This is a genomic window from Mesorhizobium sp. M0659, from assembly GCF_040320605.1.
In the GTDB taxonomy this organism is placed as follows: domain Bacteria; phylum Pseudomonadota; class Alphaproteobacteria; order Rhizobiales; family Rhizobiaceae; genus Mesorhizobium.
Map to the genome: position 1 here is coordinate 141131 of NZ_JAMYPY010000008.1, position 23190 is coordinate 164320.

Sequence of the window (23190 nt, forward strand, 5' to 3'; positions counted from 1 at the left end):
TGACGGTGCCTGCTTATATGTATCGCACGACATTTAACGGAGCGGGCCATGGCGAAGCAGGACATTGAGATCAAGACCGGGGACGGCGTGGCGAAAGCCGGGCTGTTCCGCTCGGCGACCGCTTCCTCGTCCAGGGCCGGCATCATTCTCTATATGGACGCTTTCGGTCCGCGACCGGCGCTCGACGCAATGGCGGAACGGCTGGCAGGCGAGGGCTATGCCGTGCTGGTGCCGGATCTTTTCTATCGCAAAGCACCCTACGGGCCGTTCGAGCCCAAGACCGCTTTCTTCGTCGAGGAGACCAAGGTCGCGCTGACGGCGTTGGTCCACGGCACGACACAGGACATGACCATCCGCGACAGCAGGGCGTTCCTCGACACGCTTACCGCTGAAGGTGTCACCGGACCGGTCGGTGTCGTCGGTTACTGCATGGGCGGGGCGCGGGCTTTGAATGCGGCTGCAACCTATCCCGATCGCATCGTGGCGGCGGCGAGCTTCCATGGCGGCAATCTGGCCAGCGATGCCGCCGACAGCCCGCACCGCAAGGCCGCAATGATCAAGGCGCGCGTCTATGTCGGGACATCGGGCGTCGACCGCAGCTTTCCGCCGGAGCAGTCGGCGCGGCTGGTCGAGGCGCTGCGCGTGGCGGAGGTCGACCACGCCATCGAAAACTATGCCGGCATGGCGCATGGCTGGTGCGTGTCGGACCACAGCGTCTTCAACGCGGCCGGCGCCGAACGTCATTGGAAGCGACTGACGACGCTGTTCGCCGAGACGCTGATCTAACGAGGCGTTGCCTGAAGTCGCAACGAACGGGTAGAGACTGCACGATTGGCGCGGCCTGTTAAAACAGCGCCAGTCGAGCGGGAACGAACAGCCTGATGCAATCCTATGATGTCGTGGTGATCGGCGCCGGTGCGGCCGGAATGATGTGCGCCATCGAGGCGGGCAAGCGCGGCCGCTCGGTCCTGGTGCTCGATCACGCGGCAAAGCCCGGCGAGAAGATCCGCATCTCCGGCGGTGGCCGCTGCAATTTCACCAACATCCACACCAGCCCGAAGAATTTCATCTCCGGCAATCCGCATTTCTGCATTTCGGCGCTCAGCCGCTACACGCAAGGCGACTTCATCGCGCTCGTCGAACGCCATGGCATTGCCTATCACGAGAAGACGCTGGGACAGCTGTTTTGCGACGGCTCGGCGCGCCAGGTCATCGACATGCTGGTTTCCGACATGCAGGATTGGGGTGTGGAACTGGCGTTGTCGACCGAGGTGAGGAACGTCAGCAAGACCGCGGACGGGTTTGTGCTGACGCTCTCCGCTGGCCGCGTCGCTTGCAGCTCGTTAGTCGTGGCTTGCGGGGGCAAGTCGATCCCCAAAATGGGCGCGTCCGGTTTCGGCTACGAGCTTGCGGCGCAATTCGGCCTTGCGGTGGTGGAAACACGGCCGGCGCTGGTGCCGCTTACCTTCGACGCAAGAACGCTGGAGCGGCTGGCGCCTTTGGCCGGCAATGCCGTCGATGCCGAAGTCGCCTGCGGCAAGACGCGGTTTTCAGAAGCGATGCTGTTTACGCATCGCGGCTTGAGCGGGCCTTCCATCCTGCAAATATCGTCCTATTGGCGCGAGGGCGACGAGATCCGCATCGCCATGCTGCCGGGGAGGGATGTGGCGGAACTGCTTCGCGCCGCCCGGCGCGTCAACGGCAGGCAAGCGGTGCAGACGGTGCTTGCAAACCATTTGCCGAAGCGCCTTGCGCAAGCAGTCGCCGAGCGCAGTGGGATCGATGGCAATCTCGCTGATTTGACAGACCTGCAAATGAAAACCGTCGAAGCCGCCGTCAACGACTGGCGCATCAAGCCGGCCGGCTCCGAGGGTTACCGCACGGCGGAAGTGACGCTTGGCGGTGTCGATACCAACGGGCTCGATCAGAAGACGATGCAGGCGAAATCCGTGCCGGGGCTGTTTTTCATCGGCGAAGTCGTCGATGTCACGGGCTGGCTGGGCGGCTATAATTTTCAGTGGGCTTGGTCGTCCGGCTGGGCCTCGGGCCAGGTGTGCTGATATTCAGGTGAGGCCGGCCTGCAAACGACGGCTTTCAGTGCTTCCGGTGCTCGCGTACCAAAAGTACGCTCCACTCCGGTTCTCGAAATCCATCGTTTTCGGCTCGGCCTCACCTGAATCTCAGCGCACCTGTTGCGCGTGCATCCGTCGCCTCGGAAAAAAATCTTTCCATAACCCCAAGGATTGGCCATTAGCCTTCGTCCAACAGGCAAATGATGGCGATGATGCTGGATGAAAGCGAAGCCTCCGACGCCGAATTGATCGGGCGGGCGAAGGGCGGAGACAGGGGTGCCTTCGGCAAATTGCTGGAGCGGCACTACGACTTCGTCTATCGCGCCGCCTATCGCTGGTGCGGAAAGAAGGCCGATGCCGAAGACATCGCCCAGGAGGTCTGTGTCCGTCTCGGCAAGGCGATCCGCGACTACCGCGGCGGCGGCGCGTTTACGACATGGCTCTATTCCGTGACGCTGAACGCGGCGCGCGACATGATGCGCAAGACGACGCGCGAAAACGTCAAGACCGAGGCTTTCGGCGCCTACAGCATGATATCGGGAGAGGCATCCGCCGAGCCCGAAGATCCGACTGAGGCGCTCTGGGCAGCGGTGCGGCAATTGCCGGACAAGCAGCGCGATGCAGTACTTCTGGTCTATGGCGAAGGTTTGAGCCATGCGGCCGCCGCCGAGGCGATGGCAATCTCGGAGACGACGGTTTCCTGGCACATCCATGAAGCGAAGAAACGGCTGAAGACGTTGATGCGTTCAGCCGGGGAAGTGTGACCATGGTCGACGACAACGAACTCAACAGGCTGCGCGACGCAGCAGTACCGGCGCCGGGCGAGAGCGCGAAGACACGCGCCTTCGAAGCCGCCATGCGCGCCTATGATCAGGAAAATATTTCTGCCGTCACCCAAGGATCGGTCGGCGGGCTTCGTCTCACAGAGCGAGCACAAAAGCTCTGGAGCGAGATCATGCAAAAGAAACTCATCGCCACGCCAGCCATTGCCGGGCTCGTCGCCCTGCCGATCGCCGGATACGCCACCTTCCACATCCTGAGGGAACAGCCGTTGCCGTTCGGTAGCGACGAGAAGATCACTGAGACGCTGGCCGACAAGCCGGCAACCAATGGGCCGGCGATCAACGCGCCGGTAAAAGAAAAGCAGGCGCCTGAAGGCGACAAGAAGGCCGACGCCGATGTGCGAAGCCGCGACACCACTACGACGCTTACGCCGCCCGCGCCGCCGAAGCCCGAATCGACCGTTGCTGTCGCCCCTGCGCAGCAGGATGCGCTGGGGCGCGGCGTGTTGGCCGAGCCTGCGCCAGTTGAGAGCCGCGAGTTTTCGCTTGACGGCACCGCTGCTCCGGCCGGCGGCGCGCGGGTCGACCGCATGGCCGGCGCGACCGAGTCCAAGTACCTGGCGCAGCCTTCGACGATGCCGGCCGACCAGATAGCGCCGCAGGAGCCAAACCGCGACCGCGTCGAGGATTTCAAGACCAATCCGGTGCATGCAGCCCTTCAGGATCCGGTCTCGACCTTCTCGATCGACGTCGACACCGCTTCCTATTCCTTCGTCCGCGGCTCGCTGAAGCAGGGCTACCTGCCGCAGGCCGACACGGTGCGCGTCGAGGAGATGGTCAATTACTTCCCCTATGACTGGAAGGGGCCGGACTCGGCTTCGACGCCGTTCAATTCGACCGTCAGCGTCATGCCGACACCGTGGAACGGGCACACCAAGCTGATGCACGTCGCCATCAAGGGTTTCGACATCAAGCCGGTCGAGCAGCCCAAGGCCAATCTGGTGTTCCTGATCGACGTCTCGGGTTCGATGGACGAGCCTGACAAGCTGCCGCTGCTCAAGTCGGCTTTCCGGCTGCTGGTCAGCAAGCTCAAGGCGGACGACACCATCTCGATCGTCACCTATGCCGGTGACGCCGGCACCGTGCTGATGCCGACCAAGGTTACCGAGAAGGACAAGATCCTCAACGCCATCGACAATCTGTCGCCCGGCGGCTCGACGGCCGGCGAGGCGGGCATCAAGGAAGCCTACAGGCTTGCCCAGCAGTCCTTCGTCAAGGACGGCATCAACCGTGTGATGCTGGCCACGGACGGCGACTTCAATGTCGGCCAGACCGATGACGACGATCTGAAGCGGCTGATCGAGCAGGAGCGCAAGACCGGCGTGCTCCTGTCGGTATTCGGCTTCGGCCGCGGCAATCTGAACGACCAGATGATGCAGACCATCGCCCAGAACGGCAACGGCACCGCCGCCTATATCGACACGCTGGCCGAGGCCGAGAAGGTTCTGGTCGAGGATGCCTCCTCGACGCTGTTCACCATCGCCAAGGACGTCAAGATCCAGGTCGAGTTCAATCCAGACAAGGTCTCGGAGTACCGGCTGATCGGCTATGAAACCCGCGCCTTGAACCGCGAGGACTTCAACAATGACCGCGTCGATGCCGGCGATATCGGCTCCGGTCATTCGGTGACCGCCATCTACGAGATCACGCCGAAGGGCAGTGGCGGCGAGCAGATGGATCCGCTGCGCTACGGCCAGGCGACGGTCAACAATGGCGGCGTCGCCAATGCCGACGAATATGCATTCGTCAAGATCCGCTACAAGCTGCCGAACGAAGACGTCTCGAAGCTGATCACCACGCCGGTGACCTCGGCCAACGAGGTCGCGTCCTTCGACCAGGCCAGCACCGACCAGCGTTTCTCCGTCGCTGTCGCCGCCTTCGGCCAGAAGCTGCGCGACGAGGATGCGACCGCGAAGTTCGGCTACGACAAGATCATTGAGATTGCCACCGCCGCCCGAGGAGCCGACCCGTTTGGGTACAGGTCCGAGTTCCTTTCGCTTGTGCGCCTTGCCTCGGCGCTGGGCGGTAACCGGTAGTGGCAATAACGCCGGTTCCTTTCAGACGGGGGTCGTTCTGATACGGGGAACCGGCTACGGGCGGGTGAGGCAGGCCGGCGGGGGAAACCCTGCCGGCCTTTTTTCCGGGTACTGGCGATGTCCGGCCGATCATTAAATTGTGTGGCTTTTCCGGAACGTCATCGCAATGCTCCGAATGTTATCCCATGGTTAGGGACTGGGCTTGGGGAGCCGGGAATTGCAGATCATGAACATTGGAAACACGACGCCGGCGGTGAGACACACGCAGGCGTCGGGAACGCTGTCGCCAGAATCCAGGCGCATCATGGATGACGTCGACGCAGCCCGGAATACCGCAAAGTCGGCGCTGACCAATGACCGCTTTCGCGTCATGCTGGAGCAGATCGGCAATCCGCAGTCATCGGGTGACCTGGTGACGATGAATGAAAGCGCCGACAGCACCGCCCTGGATTTCACGACGGCGCTATCGCGTTACGCTGAAAACAGCGAATAAGTTCGATATCAGGCCCGGCTGCGGCGGCGTTCGCGGCGGGCTTCGCTGGTCTCGGCGGTGTTTTCCGTCGCCACCTTGTTGCGCATCGGACCGATGCGCTCGACGATCCCCGCGACGGTCGGGCGTTCGGATTTGGTGTGCGCGTCGAGCGCCTTGCGCATGGCGGCAAGGTGCTGGAACGAGGTGCCGCAGCAGCCGCCGATGATCTTCGCGCCGCCATCCACCGCCAGCCGGACATAGTCGGCCATCAGCTCCGGCGTGCCGGAATAATGGATCTCGGTGCCACGAAATTCGGGAATGCCGCAATTGCCCTTGACGATCACCGTCGCTTCCGGCTTCGCCTCGGTCATGTCGAGCAGCGAGGCCAGGATGTCGGAGGCGCCGACACCGCAATTGGCACCGACACCGAGCGGCGTCTCTGAAAGTCCGTCGACGACGCCGTGGATATCCCTGGGCAGCAGGCCCATCATGGTGCGGCCGGCAGTGTCGAACGAACCGGTATAGGTGTAGGGCAGGCCGACGCGAATGGCGGCTTCCGCCGCGGCACGGATTTCGTCCGGCGCAGACATGGTCTCGATCCAGGCGACTTCGGCGCCGCCTTCCTTGAGACCCTCGATCTGCTCGGCAAAAGCCTCGACCGCTTCGTCATAGGTCATGGCGCCGAGCGGCACCAGCAACTCGCCGGTCGGACCGACCGAGCCGGCGACGATGACTTTCCTGCCGGCCTTGTCGGCGACCGCGCGGGCAATCTCGGCGGCGCGCTTGTTCAGCGCATGCACGCGGTCCTGCGCATGGTGCAGCTTCAGCCGGTGCCGCGTGCCGCCGAACGAGTTGGTGAGAATGATATCGGCGCCGGCGTCGACGAAATTCTGGTGCAGGCTGGTGATGGTGTCGGGCGCTGTCTCGTTCAGCAACTCCGGCGCTTCGCCGGCCTCCAGACCCATGGCGAACAGATTGGTGCCGGTGGCGCCATCGGCGAGCAGCACGCCCTTTTCGGCCAGCAGAGCATCGATGGGATTGTTCGCGGTCATCGGATCGGCTTTCAGATTTTGAATGGAATAAGGATATAAAGAAGTCTTTATGTCCAGTCAATGTGTTTGCGACCTGCAATTGCCGCGCGGTTCACCTTTCCGGGGCGTTGGCGATCAGGCAGAACCCGATGGAAATGACGCGCCGGCCAGATTGCGCGCGTAGGCGGCGGCCTCATGCGGGTTGATGTCGGCGGCCCGGATCAGATTGTCGAAATGCTGGGTCAGCGCCTGTACCGGCTGGGTGGCATTCAGCACGACATACATGTCGCCGACATAGATGGCGGCGCGGTAGGGACCGAAGATTGTCAGCGGGATCGAATAGCGCATGCGGCCGTCATAGAGGAACAGGCGGAAGGTGGGGTAGAGATCGTCAAGCAGCGTCGCCATATGGGCAAGCTGCTGCCGGCGGTCAGCCTCGGGAAAGCGGTCCCAGACGCCCAGGCCGCGGGCGAAAATCTCCAGCGTATGGCGCGGCATGCAGACCTCCATGTCGGTCTCAGGGCGCCGGTTGTACTCGATGCGGTACTGCGTCTCGCTGGCCTGCGCCAGACGGCTGCGGTTGGTGATGTTGGCTTCGTAGTCGACCAGCTGGCGTGTGCGCAGGAGATCGGGAATGCCGGCCGGCACATAGCGGATCTTGGTGCCTGCGGCCTCGGCGAACCATTTGGCGAGCAGCGTGCGGTCGAAGCCGTCGGGCGCCTCTTCGATCTCCAGGCTTTCGCGGATTTCGCCGGTGACGCCTTCATCCTGGGAGAGGCCGAGCAGCCAGTCCAGCGAGATCTTGAATTCGGCGGCGATGTTGAGCAGCGTTTCGGCACGTGGCAGGCGCGTCGAGGCGCCGGACATCAGTTGCGACAGCGCCGACCGGTCGATGCCGACTGCTGACGCGAAAGCCGACTGGTTGAGATCGGACCGTGTCAGGAGCAGCTTCAGGCGCTCCCGGAAGATTGCCGAAAGGTCCCGTTTGTCCACTGTTCGTTCTCCGCACTCTCTTAGGAAAAATTTGCGCCCGAGCCGTCGAATCAGCATTTCCAGCGTAAATGAATCCGTAGGGTTGTTTACAATGCATAACATCTGCGGTCAAAAATGCGCAATCGCAACATTTTGTACACTTTGTCTCGTTGAGCGGAATCGCTTCTCCTGACACTATGCTGTCAGGAACAATTCCGGCGACTGAGGGACAGTGGTCGATAGCATGACAGGCAAGCGCATCAAGCGACGCGACGCAGCGGCCATCGAGTGGCCGACCGTGGTCCTCGCTTTCTTCTGTTACGGAATGTGGCTCGCTGCCGGGCTCCTGCTCTGGCCCTCTTATCCGACCCCGGCACTTCTTCTCCTCGGCTTCATCCTGGCCTTGCAGTCGTCGATCATGCACGAAGTGCTGCATGGCCATCCGACGCGCAGCGCGCTCATCAACGAAGCCTTGGTCTTCCTGCCGATCGGCCTGGTCTGGCCGTTCCGTCGCTTCAAGACGCTCCATTTGCGCCACCACGCCGACGAGCGCCTGACCGATCCGCTCGACGATCCCGAGAGCTATTACCAGGCGTTGTGGATGCATGACGATCTGCCGCCGACGATGAAATTCCTGCTCAAGATCAACAACACCATGGCCGGCCGTTTCTTTCTCGGCCCCTGGCTGTCCTGCATCGGTTTCTTCGTCGACGACGCCAGGCATGTGATTGCCGGCGATAAGGCGATCGGCAAGGCATGGCTGCTGCATGCGATCGGCCTCGCCATCGTGGTGCCGATCGTGCAGTTCGGCTTCGGCATTCCGGTATGGCTCTACATTCTGGTGCCGGTCTGGCTCGGCCAGTCGCTGATCGCGGTCCGGACTTTCGCCGAACATCAGTGGTCCGAGCACCCTGAAGGACGCACGGTGATCATCGAGCGCTCGCCGCTGTCGTTCCTGTTCCTCAACAACAATCTGCACTTCGTTCACCACAAGACCCCGACTGTTGCCTGGTACAGGCTGCCAAAACTGTTTGCCGACCGCCGCGACGAGTGGCTGCGGATGAACAATGGCTACGCCTATCCGAACTATTTCGCACTGATCAAAGCCTACGCCTTCAAGGCCAAGGAGCCGATCGTGCACCCGGTGCTGCGCCGCCAGCCCGAGCCGGGCAGGGCGTTCAAGCCGCGCATCAGGGCGCGCAGCATCAGCGGGCTTGGCAGCGCGCCGGTTCCGGCCGAGCCGCCGAAGGAATAATCCCCGGACTTCCCGAACCCGTGTCGGCCAATTCTGATTGGACGCCGCGTTTTTGCGATCCTTTCCCGAGCCATGATGATTGAGTGTCGGCATGAGTGATTTGGTTGCGGCATTGCCGATGTACGACTGGCCCGAAGTGCGCGGCGAGGTCGACGCGCAATGGGCAGCGTTGCGCGATGCTTTTCGGCACAAGGGCGTCGATGGGCCGCAGACAATCGTGCGCCGCAATGGCGACCTGCCGCCGGTGCCGGGCGGTATCCACGACGCCGAGGGCAGACTGATCGCGCCCGATCCGGCGATACTGCCGCCGGACGAACTCGACCATCACCAGCTTTGGCTGCATCCGGCGCTGCTGTTCGCGCAGACCTGCTGGGGGCCGATGGAACTCGGCCTGAGCAAGCATGTGCAGGTGGTCGGCCAGCCGAGCTACGACGCTTACGAGGGCGGCGAAGGCGAACTCTATTCGAGCGCGCTGGTGATGCGGACGGGCGAGGGACCGGAGGTTCGCTCGCCCGCGGATGGCAAAGCCTCGCTGCCGCTCGATCTGATGCGCGGCAAGCGTTTTACCTACAACAGCCTCGATTCGATGTCGGGCATCATTGCACTGGCGCGCGATCTGCAGGCCGCCGGCGAAAGCCTGGATATCTTTTCCTCGCGCAGCGAAAGCGGTGGCCATCGCGGCTCGATCGTCGCGGTCGCCGAGGGCAAGGCGGATATAGCTGCCATCGACTGTGAGAGCTGGGCGCTGGCGCAGCGTTTCGAACCTGCGGCAAACGCCGTGAAGGTCGTCGGCTGGACGGCAAGGCGCAAAGGCCTGCCCTACATCACCGCCAGGACGACGCCGGAAAAGACGCTCAAGGCTCTGCGCGAGGCGCTTGCCGGATCAGCCGAGCAGCCTCGCATCCAGCTTGTAGGTTGAAAGCTGCTCGTTACCGGTCGCGGTGATCAGGATCTGTTCCTCGATCTTGACGCCCTCATGGCCGCCGAGACGGCCGATATAGCTTTCCACGCACAGCACCATTCCCGGCTCCAGCGCGCCGTCGGGCGTGTCCGGCGTCCAGTCGCTTGCATGCGGCAGGGTCGGGTACTCGTCGGCCAGGCCGACGCCGTGATAGAGCACGCCGTAGCGTGTCGGGAAGCAATCTCCCGGCGGCACCACGGAGCGTTCGACCAGGTCGCGAAAGGATATGCCGGGCTGCATCAATTGCGTGTTCTGGGCGATCTGGTCGGCGGCGATGCGGAACAGGTCGCGCTGCTCGTTCGACGGCCTCGCGTCACCGCAAAGCCAGGTGCGGGAGAGATCGGCGCAGAAGCCGTAGGGACCGATCAGGTCGGTGTCGAAGGCGACGAGGTCGCCTTCCTCGATCACCCGCGACGAGCATTCCTGGAACCACGGATTGGTGCGCGGCCCCGAGGCAAGCAGCCGGGTTTCGATCCATTCGCCGCCGCGCGCAATGTTGCCGCGGTGGAGTTCGGCCCACAATTCGTTTTCGGAAATGCCCGGCGTCAGCGCCTTCTCCATTTCACCCATCGCCGCTTCGCAAGCGACGATTGCGCGGCGCATGGCGAGGATCTCGTCCGGCGATTTGATCAGCCGCGCATTTTCCATCACCGCTTCGCCATTGCCGATCGAAATGCCGAGCCGGGCGAGTTCCTCGACGCCTTCCGGGTTGATGTGGTCGACCGCAATGCGGCTGTTGCCGCCGCCATGCTCCTTGACCAGATCGGCGATGCCGGCCGCCCAGCGGCGGACTTTGTGCTCGGTCAGCTCGCCGCCATAGAGATACATCCACGACACTGCCGGCCGCACCTCGTCGACGACGCCGGAATGATCGGACAGATGCTCGCAGGAGAAATAGTCGAACAGCACCACGGGTCCCTCAGTGGCGACGAAGCAGTGGCGGGTCGGATTGTGCGCGACCCACAGCTGCATGTTGGTCGAATCGGTGGCGTAGCGGATGTTGACGGGGTCGTAGAGCAGCGCGCCGGCGTAGTTTCGGCGCCTCAGTTCGGCGCGGAGGCGCTCGAGCCGGTATTTGCGCATCGCGGCAAGATCGGGCGCGGCGATGCCTGCCGCTTGCCATTCGGCTTCAGCCAGCGCGCCATAGCCCAGCACATGCTGGTTCAGCGACGCCGCCTTCTGGCGCGATGTTTCGCGCAAGGCTTCGACGGAGCCGGGCTCGAACGGCATGATCTTGCGATGACGACCGAACCCTTGTTTCTCCACCCGACGCCTCCCTGCCGACTTACTGTGGCGCTGCGCCCGCGGCCGCTTTCTTCAGCCGCGTGACCGTCAGCGTGCGGGTGGGCGGCTCGCTGTCGAACAGCATCGGAACGACCAACTGCTGCGGCGAGCCGTCAGCGACATAGCCGGCCTCGCTCAAGGCCCGCAGGATGCCCTCGGGAGGTTCCTTGTCATTGGCCATCACGAGCACCGCCGGCTCGATCAGCAAATGGCCGAAGTCCGGCATCTCGTCGTCGAGCACGACCAGATCGGGATCGACAAGACGCAGATTTCCCACCCAGTGCCAGCTCGATATCGCCGTGCGAACCGGACCGTTTGCCGTCAGCTGGCCATAGAGCGACTGGTAGTCGACACGCACGATGCTGCCGCGGCTGTCGCCGCCATTGAGGTGCGTGTACCAGGTCACCGGCAGCACGAGGATGGCAAGCGTTGCGCCGACAAAGACGACGACGTCCTGCACCTTCCTTCCCTTGTCGCCTCTGGCATCCATCCGCAAGGCCAGCGCGACCGGCAGCAACACAAGAATGGGAAGCATCCAGCGATCGCGAAATTGCGTCGTCCCGCTCGCCAGGACGAGCACGATGGTCATCGCCAGGGCAAAAGCGATGGTGCGCCACACCAGTTTCTCGGTCCATGGCGCCGGTTGCAGAGCCGGCGCCGGCTTTTTCCATGCGATGAGCAAAGCCGCGACGAATATGCCGGCCGGCAACACGGCGAAATACAGGATAGCCTTGCCCAGTCCGCGCATTCCGTAGAATGCGGTTTGTATGGCGCTTTCTCCTCTGCCCATGCCGAAGCCGCTGCTGTGCGACAGCAGCTGGTCGGTGTAGGTCAGGTTCCAGTAGAGCGTCGGCAGGCAAAGCAGCACCGCCACGACAAGGCTGATCGAAAACCGGCGGTTGAGGATGACGCCGCGCGTTTCGCGCAGCGACAGGGTGGACAGGATCAGCGCGCCGAGAAAGATCGCGTTGTTGTATTTCGACAGGATGGCGGCGGCCATCGCCACGCCAAACAGCACATAGGTGGCCAGGGAACGCCGCTGCACCAGTTCGACGAGCGCAAGAAACAGCACCACTGAAAAACAGAAAGCGGCGATCGAGTGGGTGAGGGCGTGCTGCATCTCCCACACCATCTGCGGAAACAACAGCAGGCCGAACAATGCGGCGGCGCCAGCGCGGCTGGAATAGCCCAGGCGGCGGACAGCGATGAAAACCGACGCCAGCGCCGCTCCGATCAGTAGGTACTTCACGATCTTGAGCGCGAGGATGTTCGTTCCGACCACGGCGGTGACGAGGCGGGCGAGCCAGGTGTAGAGCGGCGGCTGCGAGCCGCCATAGCCAGCCCAGAGGTAGCGCATGTACATCAGCTGTTCGGAATCGTCGACGCCGACACCGGTTCCCACGACATGGGACAGCAGCGCCATCACCACGATCTGGACGACGCAATAGACCGCGACGCAGACCAGTGCGGCGTTGAAGGGACCGACCTTGCCTTCGCCGAGCCAGTCCGTCCATTTCTCTAGATACTGCAAGGGGATCGTCTTCTCATCGAGGGAAATGCCTGCGGCCAACTGCCGAAGGCCCCTTACACGATCTCACGCTCCCTGTCGCCTTTTCAGGTCCGCATCTTCTCGCCGCTGGGGTCGAAGGGCGCCTCGACATTGATACGCGCCGGACGCCGGTGGCCGAGGATCTCGATCTCGAACAGTCCGGCACTTTCGTCCTCGGCGAGTGCCGCCGGCACATAGCCCTGCGCCATCGATTTCTGCACATAGTGCGCATAACCGCCCGAGGTGACCCAGCCGACCACGCGCCAGTCGCCGTCGACGATGCCGCGCACGGCGGAAGCGCCTTCGGCAGCCTTCGAGCCACGCACTTCCTTGCCCGCCATGTCGAAGCGCGGCGCGCCATAGCCATGCGGCTTTTCCACCGTGCCATAGTCCTTGCCGACCTTGGCCCAGATCGGCTCGTCGCCCATGACATCGGCGTCGGCCGCATCGACGATGAAGGAGACACGGCGCAGTTTCGGCCCTTCCGCCTGTTCCTTGGCGGCGGCTTCGCGGCCGATGAAGTCGTTCTTCTCCAGCTTGATGAAACGGTCCATCGCGCCTTCGAACGGGCCGTAGATCGGGCGCAGCTCGCGGTACCAGGTCGGGAAGTTCTTCTCCAGGCGCATGGAGAGCAAAGCGCGCATGCCGAAATCGACGAGGCCGAACTCCTCGCCGGCGTCCTTGATCGCCTTGTAGACCAGACGCTCATAGGCCGGCGCCATCCAGATTTCATAGCCGAGATCGCCGGTATAGGTGATGCGGTTGACCATGCAGGGCGCGCCGCCGACCGCCATTTCGCGGAAATCCATGAAGCGAAACGCCTTGGTCGAGATGTCGACATCGACCAGCTTCTGCAAGAGGTCGCGCGATTTCGGCCCGGCGATCGACAGGCCGACGAGCGTCTGATCGAAGCGGTGGATGCGCACCGAACCATCCTTCGGCAGGTGCTTTTCGAACCAGCGCATGTGGTACTTCTGCGCGGCGGACGAACCCCAGATCATAAATCTGTCTTCGCCTGCCTTGGCGATGGTGAAGTCGCCGATCAACTTGCCGAACTCGTTGATCATCGGCGTCAGCACGATGCGGCCGATCTTCGGCATGCGGTTGGTCATCAGCCGGTTGAGGAAATCCTCAGCCGCAGGTCCCGACACTTCGTATTTGGCGAAATTGGCGATTTCGGTGACGCCGACGCGTTCGCGCGTGGCGCGCACTTCCTCGCCGATAGGACCGAAATCGTTGGAGCGGTGGAAGGAGACGACGTCCTTCGGCTCCTTGCCCTTCGGCGCGAACCACAGCGGGGTCTCCAGGCCCCAGCTATCGCCCATGACGGCGTTGTTGGCGAGCATGGTGTCGTAGAGCGGGGTGGTTTGTGCAGGGCGCGCAGCCGGCAGCTCTTCATTGGGGAAGCGGATGGAGAAGCGGCGCGAATAGTTTTCGCGCACCTTTGCGTTGGTGTAGCGCAGGCCGGCCCACTCGCCGAAGCGGGCGACATCCATGCCCCAGACGTCGAAGCCGGGATCGCCATGCACCATCCAGTTGGACAGCGCGAGGCCGACGCCGCCGCCCTGGCTGAAGCCGGCCATGACGGCGCAGGCGCACCAGAAATTGGTCAGGCCCTGCACCGGCCCGACCAGCGGATTTCCGTCGAGCGCGAAGGTGAAGGGGCCGTTGATGATCTGCTTGATGCCGGCTTTCTCGATGCCGGGGAAATGCTTGAAGCCGATCTCCAGCGACGGCGCGATGCGGTCGAGGTCGGGCGGCAGCAGTTCATGGCCGAAATCCCACGGCGTGTTGACCGGCGACCATGGCTTGCAGGCCTTTTCATAGGTGCCGAGCAGGATGCCGTTGCGCTCTTGTCGGGTGTAGATCTCGCCCTTGAAGTCAAGCACGCCGATCATCTCGCGGCCGGTCGATTTGTTGAACTCTTCGACCTCGGGCATCGGCTCGGTGAGCAGGTACATGTGCTCCATGGCCAGCACCGGCAGTTCGACGCCGACCATGCGGCCGATCTCGCGCGCCCACAGGCCGCCGCAGTTGACGACATGCTCGGCGTGGACGGTGCCCTGTTCGGTGACGACGTTCCAGGTGCCGTCAACTTCCTGCGTCAGTTCGACGACGCGGTTGCGCAGCACGATCTCGGCGCCCAGCTTCTTGGCCGCTTTGGAGTAGGCGATCGTCGTGCCGGAGGGATCGAGATGGCCTTCGACCGGATCCCACATGGCGCCGACGAAATTGGTCTCGTCCATCAGCGGGAACATCGCCTTGGCTTCGGAGGGCGTGATCAGTTCGGTGTCCATGCCGAGATAGCGGCCCTTGGCGTGGGCCAGGCGCAGAAAATCCATGCGCTCGGGCGTATCGGCCATCATCACGCCGCCGGTCAGATGCAGCGAGCAGGACTGGCCGGAGATTTCCTCGATCTCCTTGTAGAGCTGCACCGTGTAGGCCTGCAGCTTGGCGACATTGGGATCGCCGTTCAGCGTGTGGAAGCCGCCGGCTGCGTGCCAGGACGAGCCGGAGGTGAGCTCGGACCGCTCGATCAGCATGATGTCGGTCCAGCCGGCCTTGGCCAGGTGATAGAGCACCGAGCAGCCAACGACGCCGCCGCCAATGACAACCGCTTTAACGTGAGATTTCATGAGAGATAGGTCCGTTTTTGCGTAAATTGAATCAGGTGTGTCGGTTGGCGGGATGCCGCCAGTTGCTTGCCGATCAAAAATCGGTCGGCGCGCCGCCTTCGGCCGTGCGCTTTTCGACGAAGTCGTTGAGCTCTTCACGGATCGCCGGGTCCATATAGGGTTCCTCGTAGGATGCCAGCCGCTCCTTCCAGACCTTGTTGGCCTTTTCCAGCGCGGTCGGCGATCCGGCTTCGGCCCAGGTCTCGAAATTGCGCCAGTCGGAGAGGATGGGCGAGTAGAAGGCTGTCTTGTAGCGGTCCTGCGTGTGCTGGGTGCCGAAGAAATGGCCGCCGGGGCCGACCGACTGGATGGCGTCGAAGCCGAGCGCTTCGTCGGACAGGTCGAGCGGGGTGAGGAACTCGGCCACCATCTGCAACAGGTCGATGTCCAGCATGGTCTTCTCGTAGGAACAGCGCAGGCCGCCTTCGAGCCAGCCGGCGCCGTGCATCATCAGATTGCCGCCGCCCTGGATGGCGCCCCACAGCGAGAACACACTTTCATAGGCTGCCTGCGCGTCGACCGTGTTGGCGGCGCAGGTATTGGAGGTGCGGTAGGGGATCTTGTAACGGCGGGCAAGCTGGCCGCCGACAAGCTGCGCCTTCATATATTCAGGCGTGCCGAAGGCCGGCGAGCCCGACTTCATGTCGACATTCGAGGTGAAGCCGCCATAGCCAACCGGCGCGCCCTTTCTCACCATCTGGGCAAAGGCGATGCCGGACAGCGCCTCGGCATTTTGCTGCACCAGCGCACCGGCGATGGTCACCGGCGCCATCGCGCCGGACAGGGTGAAGGGCGTGATGACGACGACCTGACCCTTGCTCGACATCTGGATGATGCCTTCCATCATCGGCACATCCAGTTTCAGCGGCGAATTGGTGTTGATGATGGTGAAGACGGACGGCTCTTCGAGCATCTGCTCATGGCTGATGCCGCGGGCGATCCTGGCGATCTCGATGCCGTCGACATTGCGCTCCTTGCCGAGCGAATAGATGTGGAACACCTTGTCGGTCAGCGTGGCGAGGTCGCGGATGCATTCGAGGTGGCGCACGGAAGGATGGATGTCGGTCGGCTCGACCGGATAACCGCCGGTGCAGTTCAGGATGTTGTGCATCTGCGCCAGACGCAGGAAGTTGCGGTAGTCCTGCTGGTTGCCCGGACGGCGGCCGCGATCGAGGTCGGAGCAGTTCGGTGCCGACGCCATCATCGACAGGATCACATTGTTGCCGCCGAAGCGCACATTGTGCGCCGGGTTGCGGGCATGGAGCGTGAATTCCGACGGGCAGTTGGAGATGAGATCGAGGATCATGTCGCTGTCGAAGCGCACGCGCTCGCTGCCCTCGCGGACATCGGCGCCGTTTTCCTTCATCATGCGGCGCGCTTCGTCATGCAGCACGTCGACGCCTATTTCCCTCAAGACGCGCAGCGAGGCGAGGTGGATCGATTCCAGCTCGTCGTCAGAGACCAGCTTGGTCGGCGTTAGCGGATTTCTCAGTTGCCGAAAAGCCGGCTGTTCGAAGGCGGCCGAGCCGCCGGCGCGCTTGCCCGCACGGCCACCGCGACGGGCCCGGTCGGTTGCCAAAGGCGGTTCGGCTGGATGCAGGGCGGCGGTCATGATGGTCCTCGTACGATGCTGGTAGCGGGCGGCATAATGGACCGGCGGCTGTCCGGCCATTGCGGAGGCGGCGACCACTAGGACGAGGGAAGCGACATGCCCGAACGGCAGTCCGATAGTTGACAACCTTGCCGGGGATTAGCGGACAGGACGCGCCCACTGCGGCTCTTGGCGCAAGGGGATTTCAGGCGCGGCCCTTCCTTTCCCTAAATCGAACCGCTAGCTCAGTGGTTTGCCGCTGGATGGGCCGGCAATTCATGTGGAAGGCATCATGGCTGCGACCGGTTCGAGCGATGGCGAAGCGGGGACGCAATGGGCGGCGCTTGCCGGCGTAACTGCCGCCCTCGCGATGTTCGGTGCGGCGCAAGGGCTGAGCTCGCCGCTGTTTACGCTGCTGATGCAGAAGCAAGGCATGTCGCCGGCGCTGATCGGCTTGTCGGCAGCGATGATGCCGCTTGGCCTGATCCTTTCGGCCTCGTTCGTGCCGGCAGCCATTCGGCTGGTCGGCGCGCGCAACCTGGCTGTGGGTTGCTCATTGATTGGGGCGCTGTGCTTCCTCGGCATCGGCTACCTGCAGGACTGGGTGGGCTGGTTCGTCATCCGCTTCATCATCGGTATCGTCATCAACCCGCTCTATATACTGGGCGAAGTATGGGCGCTGTCGCTGGCGCCGCCGTCGCGCCGCGGCAGGGTGATGGGGGCATTCAACACCGTGCTGGGCGCTGGCTATGCTGCGGGGCCTTTGGTCCTGACCGCGGTAGGGATATCGGGCTGGGTTCCTTTCCTGGTCGGCATGGCCGGCTTCATCCTGTGCGCCGCGATCCTTCGTGCTGTTTCGTCAAGCCTCGCCGGCTTCGAGGATGACGGCCAATTGCCCGGCGGCTTTTTCGGTTTCGCCAGGCTGGCGCCGGCGCTGTTGTTTGCCGTGCTGGTTTCGGCGGCGGTCCAGCAGGGCACCTACGCTTTGATGCCGGTCTTCGGTGCCGCCTATGGCCTGCCCGAAAGGACGCTGGCGGCCCTGGTGATGGCACTGTCGCTGGGAAACATCTTCCTGCAGATCCCGCTCGGCCTGCTGGCCGAGCGTTTCGGCGGGCGGGCGATGATCATCTTCTGTGCGTTGGCGACAACGACCTGCGCGGTTTTGCTGCCGTTGCTGATCACGACGCCGGCGATCTGGCTCGTCCTTCTCGTCATGGGCGCTGTCGGCTACGGCGTCTACACCATGGCGCCGGCGGCATTGTCGGCCCGCCCGGCGCCGGTGCGCTGATGCAGGTCATCGGTCCGCTCGGCCTGCCGGTGGTGATCGCCGGACTCGACGCGCTGCTGGTGAGCTTCGCGCTTTACCGATCGTTCAAGCGCCAAACTCCTGACAGGCCCAAAAACTCCTGACAGGCCCAAACTCATGACAGGCCTTGTCTGGAGCAAACGGTTTTTACCGGGGCGGGGCTTACCCGCGTCGGACAGAAAAGCTAGTCCTGAGCCTGGTTTAGGTGCCAATGATGAACCTGGCGGAAGCTGACAACGAGAAGATGCAGTGGGCGGCGATCAGCGGCGTGATCGCGACCGTCTCGGTGTTCGCCATCGCGCAAGGCCTGTCCTATCCGCTGCTGAGCTTCATCCTGCAACGCCAAGGCGTTTCGCCGGCCATCATCGGGCTCTCGGCGGCAATGACGCCGATCGGCTTCATTGTCTCGTCGCCGCTGATCCCGGCACTGGCGCGCCGGTTCGGGGCAGGGCGCACCGCGCTTACCTGCGCGGCGCTTTCGGCTATTGTGCTTGCGCTGATCGGCTGGACCCAGAATGTCTATCTGTGGTTTCCGCTGCGCTTCTTGATCGGGGTGGTGACCAACCCGCTCTATGTCTTGAGCGAAATCTGGGTCATTGCACTGGCGCCGCCATCGCGCCGCGGTCGCGTCATGGGTGTCTATTCAACCATCATCTCGGCCGGCTTCGCTGCCGGGCCGCTCTGCCTGCTCGTTGTCGGCACCGTGGGATGGCCGCCATTCCTGGTGGGGATCGCCGCCTTCATCTTCTGCGGCGCCTGCCTGGCGCTGGTGCTGCCGCAACTGCCGAAGGTCGACGAAGCCGGGCGCAGGGTTTCGGTCATGGGCTTCATGCCACTGGCATGGCTATTGCTGTCGGCGGTGGTCGTTGCCGCCGGTTTCGAACAGGGCGTGCTGGCGCTGCTGCCGGTCTACGGCACGCACTATGGCATCGCGGAAGCGCGCATGTCGGCGCTGCTGTCGGTGACGATCGCAGGCAACATCGCCATGCAGGTGCCGCTCGGCTTGCTGGCGGAACGGCTGACGGCGCGTCTGGTGCGATTCATCTGCGTCGTGGTGACGGTGCTGGGCTGCGCCCTGTTGCCGCTGCTGATCGAGACGCCGTTGATCTGGCCTTGCGTCTTTATCTGGGGCGCGGTCTCCTATGGCATCTACACCATGTCGATCATCGAGCTCGGCGAGCGCTTTACCGGCTCGGCGCTGGTCGCCGGCAATGCCGCCTTCTCCCTGATGTGGGGCATCGGCGGCATCGTGGTGCCGCCGCTGGCGGGTGGCGTCATGGATGTGATCGGCGCCTCCGGCCTGCCGATCACGCTGGGCACGATTTGTCTGGCACTGGCTGTGGCCACGGTCCTGCGCCGGCGGATGGTTTGAGGCCGCATTCCCCCGATGACCTGACGTCACCATCTTGAATAAAACCGCTTGCAACGCGATGTAGGCAGGGCTGCCCGCCACTAGCCTGGAGACCATGCGTGACCCAATCGATGACAAAACGCCAGACGGATGCCACCGCGGAGGACAAGTTCCTCTGGCTGGAGGACCGGACCAGCAAGGAATCGCTCGACTGGGTGCATCGCCAGAACGAGATCACCGTGGCCGAACTACAGGGCGATCCGTCCTACCAGGCGGCCTTCGAGACGGCGCTCGACCTGATGACGGCCGAGGACAACATTGCGGCCGGTGCCGCGCTCAACGGCCAAGTCTATAATTTCTGGCAGGACAAGACCAATGTGCTCGGCCTCTGGCGCCGCACGACGGTTGCTTCCTACAAGACCGAGAAGCCTGTGTGGGAGACGATCATCGACTTCGACGTGCTGTCGGCCAAGGAGGGGGTGAAGTGGGTGTTCAGCGGCGCCAGCCGCCTTTACCCCGATTTCAACCTTTGCCTGGTGGCGATGTCGCCGGATGGCGGCGATGCCAGCGAGATGCGCGAATTCGACATCGAGACCAAATCATTCATCGAGGGCGGCTTCCGCGCTCCCGCCTCGAAATCCGGCTTTTCCTGGCTGGACAAGGACACGGTCATTGTCTCGGCTGCCTTCAATGAAGACGACAAGACCCAGTCCGGTTATCCGCGCGTCGTCAAGCTGTGGAAGCGCGGCACCCGGTTGGAGGAGGCGACGCCGATCTTCGAGGCCGAGAAGCAGGATCTCGCGGCCGGCGCGGGGGTCGAGCATGATGGCGACAGGCAGTATTTGTTTCTGGCCCGCACGATCGCCTTCTTCTCCTCGCACAGTTTTCTGCGCCTGCCGTCGGGCGAAAACCGGCGCATCCCGCTGCCGGACGATGTCACCGACACCGCGCTGTTCAAGGGCTGGTTCGTGTTCGGGGTGCGCAGCCCATGGACGGCGCCGGGCGGCACTGAGTGCTTGCCGGACGGCCTCTATTCCTTCGATTTCGAACACTGGATGGACACCGGCGACCTGGGCCCTGTTGAAACCATGCTCGCGCCAGCGCACCGTGTTTCGGTCGCCGGCATTGCCCGCACTCAGGACCGGCTGTTCATCAATCTGATGGACAATGTGCGCGGCAAGGTCGTTGTCGCCGAGCGCAGCGGTGACCGCTGGTCGCTGAAGCCGGTGGCGCTGCCCGAGAACGGCAATGTCGGCATCGCGCATGCCGAGCATTTCGGTTCCAGCGTCTCCTTCTCCTTCACCGATTTCCTGACGCCGAGTTCGATCATCTGGTCGGACGATGACGGGGCGACGCTGGCCACCGTGAAATCGCAGCCGGCGCGGTTCGACGCCGCGCCGCTGGTCTCCGAACAGTTCGAGGCGCGCTCGAAGGACGGCACCATGATCCCGTATTTCGTCGTCAGGCGGCGCGACCAGAAGGGTCCGGTACCGACGCTTCTCTATGGTTATGGCGGCTTCGAAATACCGCTGCTGCCCGGCTATGCCGGCGTGCGCGGCAGGCTGTGGCTGGAAAAGGGCAACGCCTATGTGCAGGCCTGCATCCGCGGTGGCGGCGAGTTCGGGCCGGCCTGGCATCAGGCCGCGCTGAAGGGCAATCGCCAGACTGCCTTCGACGATTTCGCCGCGGTGGCTGAGGACGTCGTCAGGCGCGGCATAGCCACGGCTGCTTCCCTCGGCATCCAGGGCGGCTCGAATGGCGGCCTGCTTACCGGCGTTTCCCTGACGCAGCATCCCGAACTGTTCGGCGCCGTCATCATCGAGGTGCCGCTGCTCGACATGCTGCGCTACACCGAACTGCCGCCAGGCGCCTCGTGGATCGGCGAATATGGCGATCCGGCAAAACCGGAAGAAGCCAAGTGGCTCGCCGCCTATTCGCCGTACCATCATGTCTCGGCCGATGCCGTCTATCCCCCGGTGCTGCTCACGACATCGACCGCCGACGACCGCGTCCATCCCGGCCACGCCCGCAAGATGGCGGCGAAGCTGCAGGAAGCAGGTCACGGCAAGACGTTGTTCTTCGAGGAGACGGAAGGCGGCCATGGCGGACGCGGCGACCGCCGGCCGCAAGCGGCGCAAACCGCCATGAAATACGTGTTCCTGCAAAGGGTATTGAGCGGCACCGCTTGAATTCCGGGCCTCGGGCGGCATAGACTGCCGCCATGGTCTACATGAGCACATCCGGCGCCTTCGGGGTCGCGGTGACACCGTCGCCGCGCACGCTGCGCGCCGAACTGCTCAGGCTGTGCGCCCGCATCGGCTATTCGCCGCCCGCCGTCCTCTGACGAAGTCGCCCCGGCAGCTTGCCGGTTTGATTCCAGAGGAAAGAGCAAACCCATGACTTACCAGAATTATTCGCTGAAGCAGCTTCAGCAGATTGACGCCGCGCATCATCTGCATCCCTTCACCGACCACAAGGAATTGCGCGAGACCGGCTCGCGCATCATCACCCACGCCAACGGCCCGTTCATCTACGATGCCGACGGCACCCAAATACTCGACGGCATGGCCGGGCTGTGGTGCGTCAATGTCGGCTATGGCCGCGACGAGCTGGCCGACGCCGCTTACGCGCAGATGAAGGAATTGCCCTACTATAATTCCTTCTTCAAATGCTCGACGCCGACGCCCGTGCTGCTGTCGAAGAAGCTGGCCGAGCTGGCGCCCAAGGGCATCGCCCAGGTGTTTTACGGCTCCTCCGGCTCGGAGGCCAACGACACGGCGCTGCGGCTCGTGCGCCACTATTGGGTGCTGGAAGGCAAACCGGAGAAGAACCGCATCATCTCGCGCAAGTCGGCCTATCACGGCTCGACCGTCGCCGGCACGTCGCTCGGCGGCATGGATTTGATGCACAAGCAGCTCGGCGGGGCGGTTCCCAACATCGTCCATGTGATGATGCCCTATGCCTATGAGTTGGCGCTGCCTGGCGAAAGCGACCATGATTTCGGCCTGCGCGCGGCCAAGGCGGTCGAGGATGCCATTCTGGAGGCCGGCGCCGACAAGGTGGCTGCCTTCATCGGCGAGCCGGTGATGGGAGCGGGCGGGGTGAAAATACCGCCGATGAGCTATTGGCCGGAAGTGCAGCGCATCTGCCGCAAATACGATGTGCTTTTGATGCTGGACGAGGTCATCACCGGCTATGGCCGCACCGGCGAATGGTTTGCGGCGCAGACCTTCGGCATCGAGCCGGACACCATCACCACGGCCAAGGCACTGACCTCGGGCTATCAGCCGCTGTCGGCGCTGCTGGTCGGCGACCGTATCGCGGCGACGCTGGTCGAAAAGGGCGGCGAATTCTACCACGGCTATACCTATTCGGGTCACCCGGTGGCGTGCGCGGTGGCGCTGAAGAATCTCGAGATCATGGAGCGAGAAGGCCTAGTCGACAGGGTCAGGAACGACACTGGACCTTACTTCGCCCAGGCGCTGCAGGAGCGCATTGCCGGCCACGAACTGGTCGGCGAGGTGCGATCGATCGGGCTGATGGGAGCGGTCGAGATCGTCAAGGACAAGGCGACCAAGGAGCGCTTCCTGCCGGCGGGCAGTGCCGCCGTCACCGTCCGCGACCACGCCATCGCGCAAGGCCTGATGCTGCGCGCCACCGGCGACACGATGATCCTGTCGCCGCCGCTGATCTGGACCCGCGCGACGATCGACATGGCTTGCGATCGCATCGCCAAAGCGCTGGATCTGGCGCAAGCGGATTTGCGCAAGAAGTAGATGGAACGACAGCCGGA

At 63.4% G+C, this 23190-nt stretch carries 17 protein-coding genes and 1 pseudogene; 12 read left to right on the forward strand and 6 right to left on the reverse strand.

The features are described 5' to 3' along the window. The first annotated feature begins 48 nt into the window (after window positions 1–48). The 5 genes from NKI31_RS15405 (at window position 49) to NKI31_RS15425 (ending at window position 5443) form a co-directional block, all read left to right on the forward strand. Window positions 49–786, forward strand: coding sequence for a dienelactone hydrolase family protein (locus NKI31_RS15405; protein WP_352651993.1), 738 nt, complete (start codon window positions 49–51; stop codon window positions 784–786). Between the two features lie 95 nt (window positions 787–881). After that, window positions 882–2060: a BaiN/RdsA family NAD(P)/FAD-dependent oxidoreductase gene (locus tag NKI31_RS15410; protein WP_352651994.1), complete on the forward strand. Its 1179-nt coding sequence runs from the start codon at window positions 882–884 to the stop codon at window positions 2058–2060. 215 nt (window positions 2061–2275) lie between these two features. Next, window positions 2276–2836, forward strand: coding sequence for an RNA polymerase sigma factor (locus NKI31_RS15415; protein ID WP_023696454.1), 561 nt, complete (start codon window positions 2276–2278; stop codon window positions 2834–2836). A gap of 2 nt (window positions 2837–2838) precedes the next feature. Then, window positions 2839–4950, forward strand: a complete 2112-nt coding sequence (locus NKI31_RS15420) for a vWA domain-containing protein (protein ID WP_352651996.1) — start codon at window positions 2839–2841, stop codon at window positions 4948–4950. A 226-nt stretch (window positions 4951–5176) separates the two neighbouring features. Next, window positions 5177–5443 carry a hypothetical protein gene (locus NKI31_RS15425; protein WP_023724232.1) on the forward strand — a complete coding sequence of 89 codons (267 nt, stop codon included), beginning with the start codon at window positions 5177–5179 and terminating at the stop codon, window positions 5441–5443. An 8-nt stretch (window positions 5444–5451) separates the two neighbouring features. Here the strand turns inward: NKI31_RS15425 and bmt are convergent, their stop codons facing one another. Both bmt and NKI31_RS15435 read right to left on the reverse strand, forming a co-directional pair. Next, window positions 5452–6474 carry a betaine--homocysteine S-methyltransferase gene (gene bmt / locus NKI31_RS15430; protein WP_023688124.1) on the reverse strand — a complete coding sequence of 341 codons (1023 nt, stop codon included), beginning with the start codon at window positions 6472–6474 and terminating at the stop codon, window positions 5452–5454. A gap of 114 nt (window positions 6475–6588) precedes the next feature. Next, the gene (locus tag NKI31_RS15435) at window positions 6589–7446 is read right to left on the reverse strand and encodes a helix-turn-helix domain-containing protein (RefSeq protein WP_023681768.1); all 858 of its coding nucleotides are present in this window, start codon (window positions 7444–7446) and stop codon (window positions 6589–6591) included. Between the two features lie 223 nt (window positions 7447–7669). Between NKI31_RS15435 and NKI31_RS15440 the strand changes: the two genes are divergently transcribed. Together NKI31_RS15440 and NKI31_RS15445 are read left to right on the forward strand one after the other, a co-directional pair. Then, the gene (locus NKI31_RS15440; protein WP_352651998.1) at window positions 7670–8680 is read left to right on the forward strand and encodes a fatty acid desaturase; all 1011 of its coding nucleotides are present in this window, start codon (window positions 7670–7672) and stop codon (window positions 8678–8680) included. Window positions 8681–8771: 91 nt separating this feature from the next. Continuing rightward, window positions 8772–9599, forward strand: a complete 828-nt coding sequence (locus NKI31_RS15445; RefSeq protein WP_352651999.1) for a phosphate/phosphite/phosphonate ABC transporter substrate-binding protein — start codon at window positions 8772–8774, stop codon at window positions 9597–9599. On the opposite strand, the gene NKI31_RS15450 is transcribed toward NKI31_RS15445, so the two are convergent. From NKI31_RS15450 to NKI31_RS15465, 4 genes are all read right to left on the reverse strand, one after another. Then, window positions 9564–10871 carry a M24 family metallopeptidase gene (locus tag NKI31_RS15450; protein ID WP_023753427.1) on the reverse strand — a complete coding sequence of 436 codons (1308 nt, stop codon included), beginning with the start codon at window positions 10869–10871 and terminating at the stop codon, window positions 9564–9566. The two genes, NKI31_RS15445 and NKI31_RS15450, sit on opposite strands and share 36 nt — an antisense overlap. A 55-nt stretch (window positions 10872–10926) precedes the next feature. Next, window positions 10927–12495, reverse strand: coding sequence for an ArnT family glycosyltransferase (locus tag NKI31_RS15455; protein WP_352652001.1), 1569 nt, complete (start codon window positions 12493–12495; stop codon window positions 10927–10929). A 44-nt stretch (window positions 12496–12539) separates the two neighbouring features. Then, window positions 12540–15110: a GcvT family protein gene (locus tag NKI31_RS15460; RefSeq protein ID WP_352652002.1), complete on the reverse strand. Its 2571-nt coding sequence runs from the start codon at window positions 15108–15110 to the stop codon at window positions 12540–12542. 73 nt (window positions 15111–15183) lie between these two features. Continuing rightward, window positions 15184–16761: a trimethylamine methyltransferase family protein gene (locus tag NKI31_RS15465; RefSeq protein ID WP_023753424.1), complete on the reverse strand. Its 1578-nt coding sequence runs from the start codon at window positions 16759–16761 to the stop codon at window positions 15184–15186. 271 nt (window positions 16762–17032) lie between these two features. Here NKI31_RS15465 and NKI31_RS15470 point away from each other — a divergent pair. The 5 genes and pseudogenes from NKI31_RS15470 (at window position 17033) to NKI31_RS15490 (ending at window position 23173) form a co-directional block, all read left to right on the forward strand. Then, window positions 17033–18150 (forward strand): annotated as a pseudogene (locus NKI31_RS15470) (MFS transporter). A gap of 110 nt (window positions 18151–18260) precedes the next feature. Beyond that, window positions 18261–19418, forward strand: coding sequence for an MFS transporter (locus tag NKI31_RS15475; protein ID WP_352652003.1), 1158 nt, complete (start codon window positions 18261–18263; stop codon window positions 19416–19418). 110 nt (window positions 19419–19528) lie between these two features. Beyond that, window positions 19529–21586 carry a prolyl oligopeptidase family serine peptidase gene (locus NKI31_RS15480; RefSeq protein WP_502899142.1) on the forward strand — a complete coding sequence of 686 codons (2058 nt, stop codon included), beginning with the start codon at window positions 19529–19531 and terminating at the stop codon, window positions 21584–21586. 32 nt (window positions 21587–21618) lie between these two features. Continuing rightward, window positions 21619–21741, forward strand: coding sequence for a hypothetical protein (locus NKI31_RS15485; RefSeq protein WP_023670422.1), 123 nt, complete (start codon window positions 21619–21621; stop codon window positions 21739–21741). 52 nt (window positions 21742–21793) lie between these two features. Next, on the forward strand, window positions 21794–23173 hold the full coding sequence (locus NKI31_RS15490) for an aspartate aminotransferase family protein (RefSeq protein WP_352652005.1): 1380 nt from the start codon (window positions 21794–21796) through the stop codon (window positions 23171–23173). Window positions 23174–23190 lie beyond the last annotated feature (17 nt).

Coding starts and splice junctions, on each gene's coding strand:
- NKI31_RS15405 (WP_352651993.1), top strand. CDS start 49: ATGGCGAAGCAGGACATTGAGATCAAGACCGGGGACGGCGTGGCGAAA.
- NKI31_RS15410 (WP_352651994.1), top strand. CDS start 882: ATGCAATCCTATGATGTCGTGGTGATCGGCGCCGGTGCGGCCGGAATG.
- NKI31_RS15415 (WP_023696454.1), top strand. CDS start 2,276: ATGGCGATGATGCTGGATGAAAGCGAAGCCTCCGACGCCGAATTGATC.
- NKI31_RS15420 (WP_352651996.1), top strand. CDS start 2,839: ATGGTCGACGACAACGAACTCAACAGGCTGCGCGACGCAGCAGTACCG.
- NKI31_RS15425 (WP_023724232.1), top strand. CDS start 5,177: ATGAACATTGGAAACACGACGCCGGCGGTGAGACACACGCAGGCGTCG.
- bmt (WP_023688124.1), bottom strand. CDS start 6,474: ATGACCGCGAACAATCCCATCGATGCTCTGCTGGCCGAAAAGGGCGTG.
- NKI31_RS15440 (WP_352651998.1), top strand. CDS start 7,670: ATGACAGGCAAGCGCATCAAGCGACGCGACGCAGCGGCCATCGAGTGG.
- NKI31_RS15445 (WP_352651999.1), top strand. CDS start 8,772: ATGAGTGATTTGGTTGCGGCATTGCCGATGTACGACTGGCCCGAAGTG.
- NKI31_RS15450 (WP_023753427.1), bottom strand. CDS start 10,871: ATGCCGTTCGAGCCCGGCTCCGTCGAAGCCTTGCGCGAAACATCGCGC.
- NKI31_RS15460 (WP_352652002.1), bottom strand. CDS start 15,110: ATGAAATCTCACGTTAAAGCGGTTGTCATTGGCGGCGGCGTCGTTGGC.
- NKI31_RS15465 (WP_023753424.1), bottom strand. CDS start 16,761: ATGACCGCCGCCCTGCATCCAGCCGAACCGCCTTTGGCAACCGACCGG.
- NKI31_RS15475 (WP_352652003.1), top strand. CDS start 18,261: ATGAACCTGGCGGAAGCTGACAACGAGAAGATGCAGTGGGCGGCGATC.
- NKI31_RS15480 (WP_502899142.1), top strand. CDS start 19,529: ATGACAAAACGCCAGACGGATGCCACCGCGGAGGACAAGTTCCTCTGG.
- NKI31_RS15485 (WP_023670422.1), top strand. CDS start 21,619: ATGGTCTACATGAGCACATCCGGCGCCTTCGGGGTCGCGGTGACACCG.
- NKI31_RS15490 (WP_352652005.1), top strand. CDS start 21,794: ATGACTTACCAGAATTATTCGCTGAAGCAGCTTCAGCAGATTGACGCC.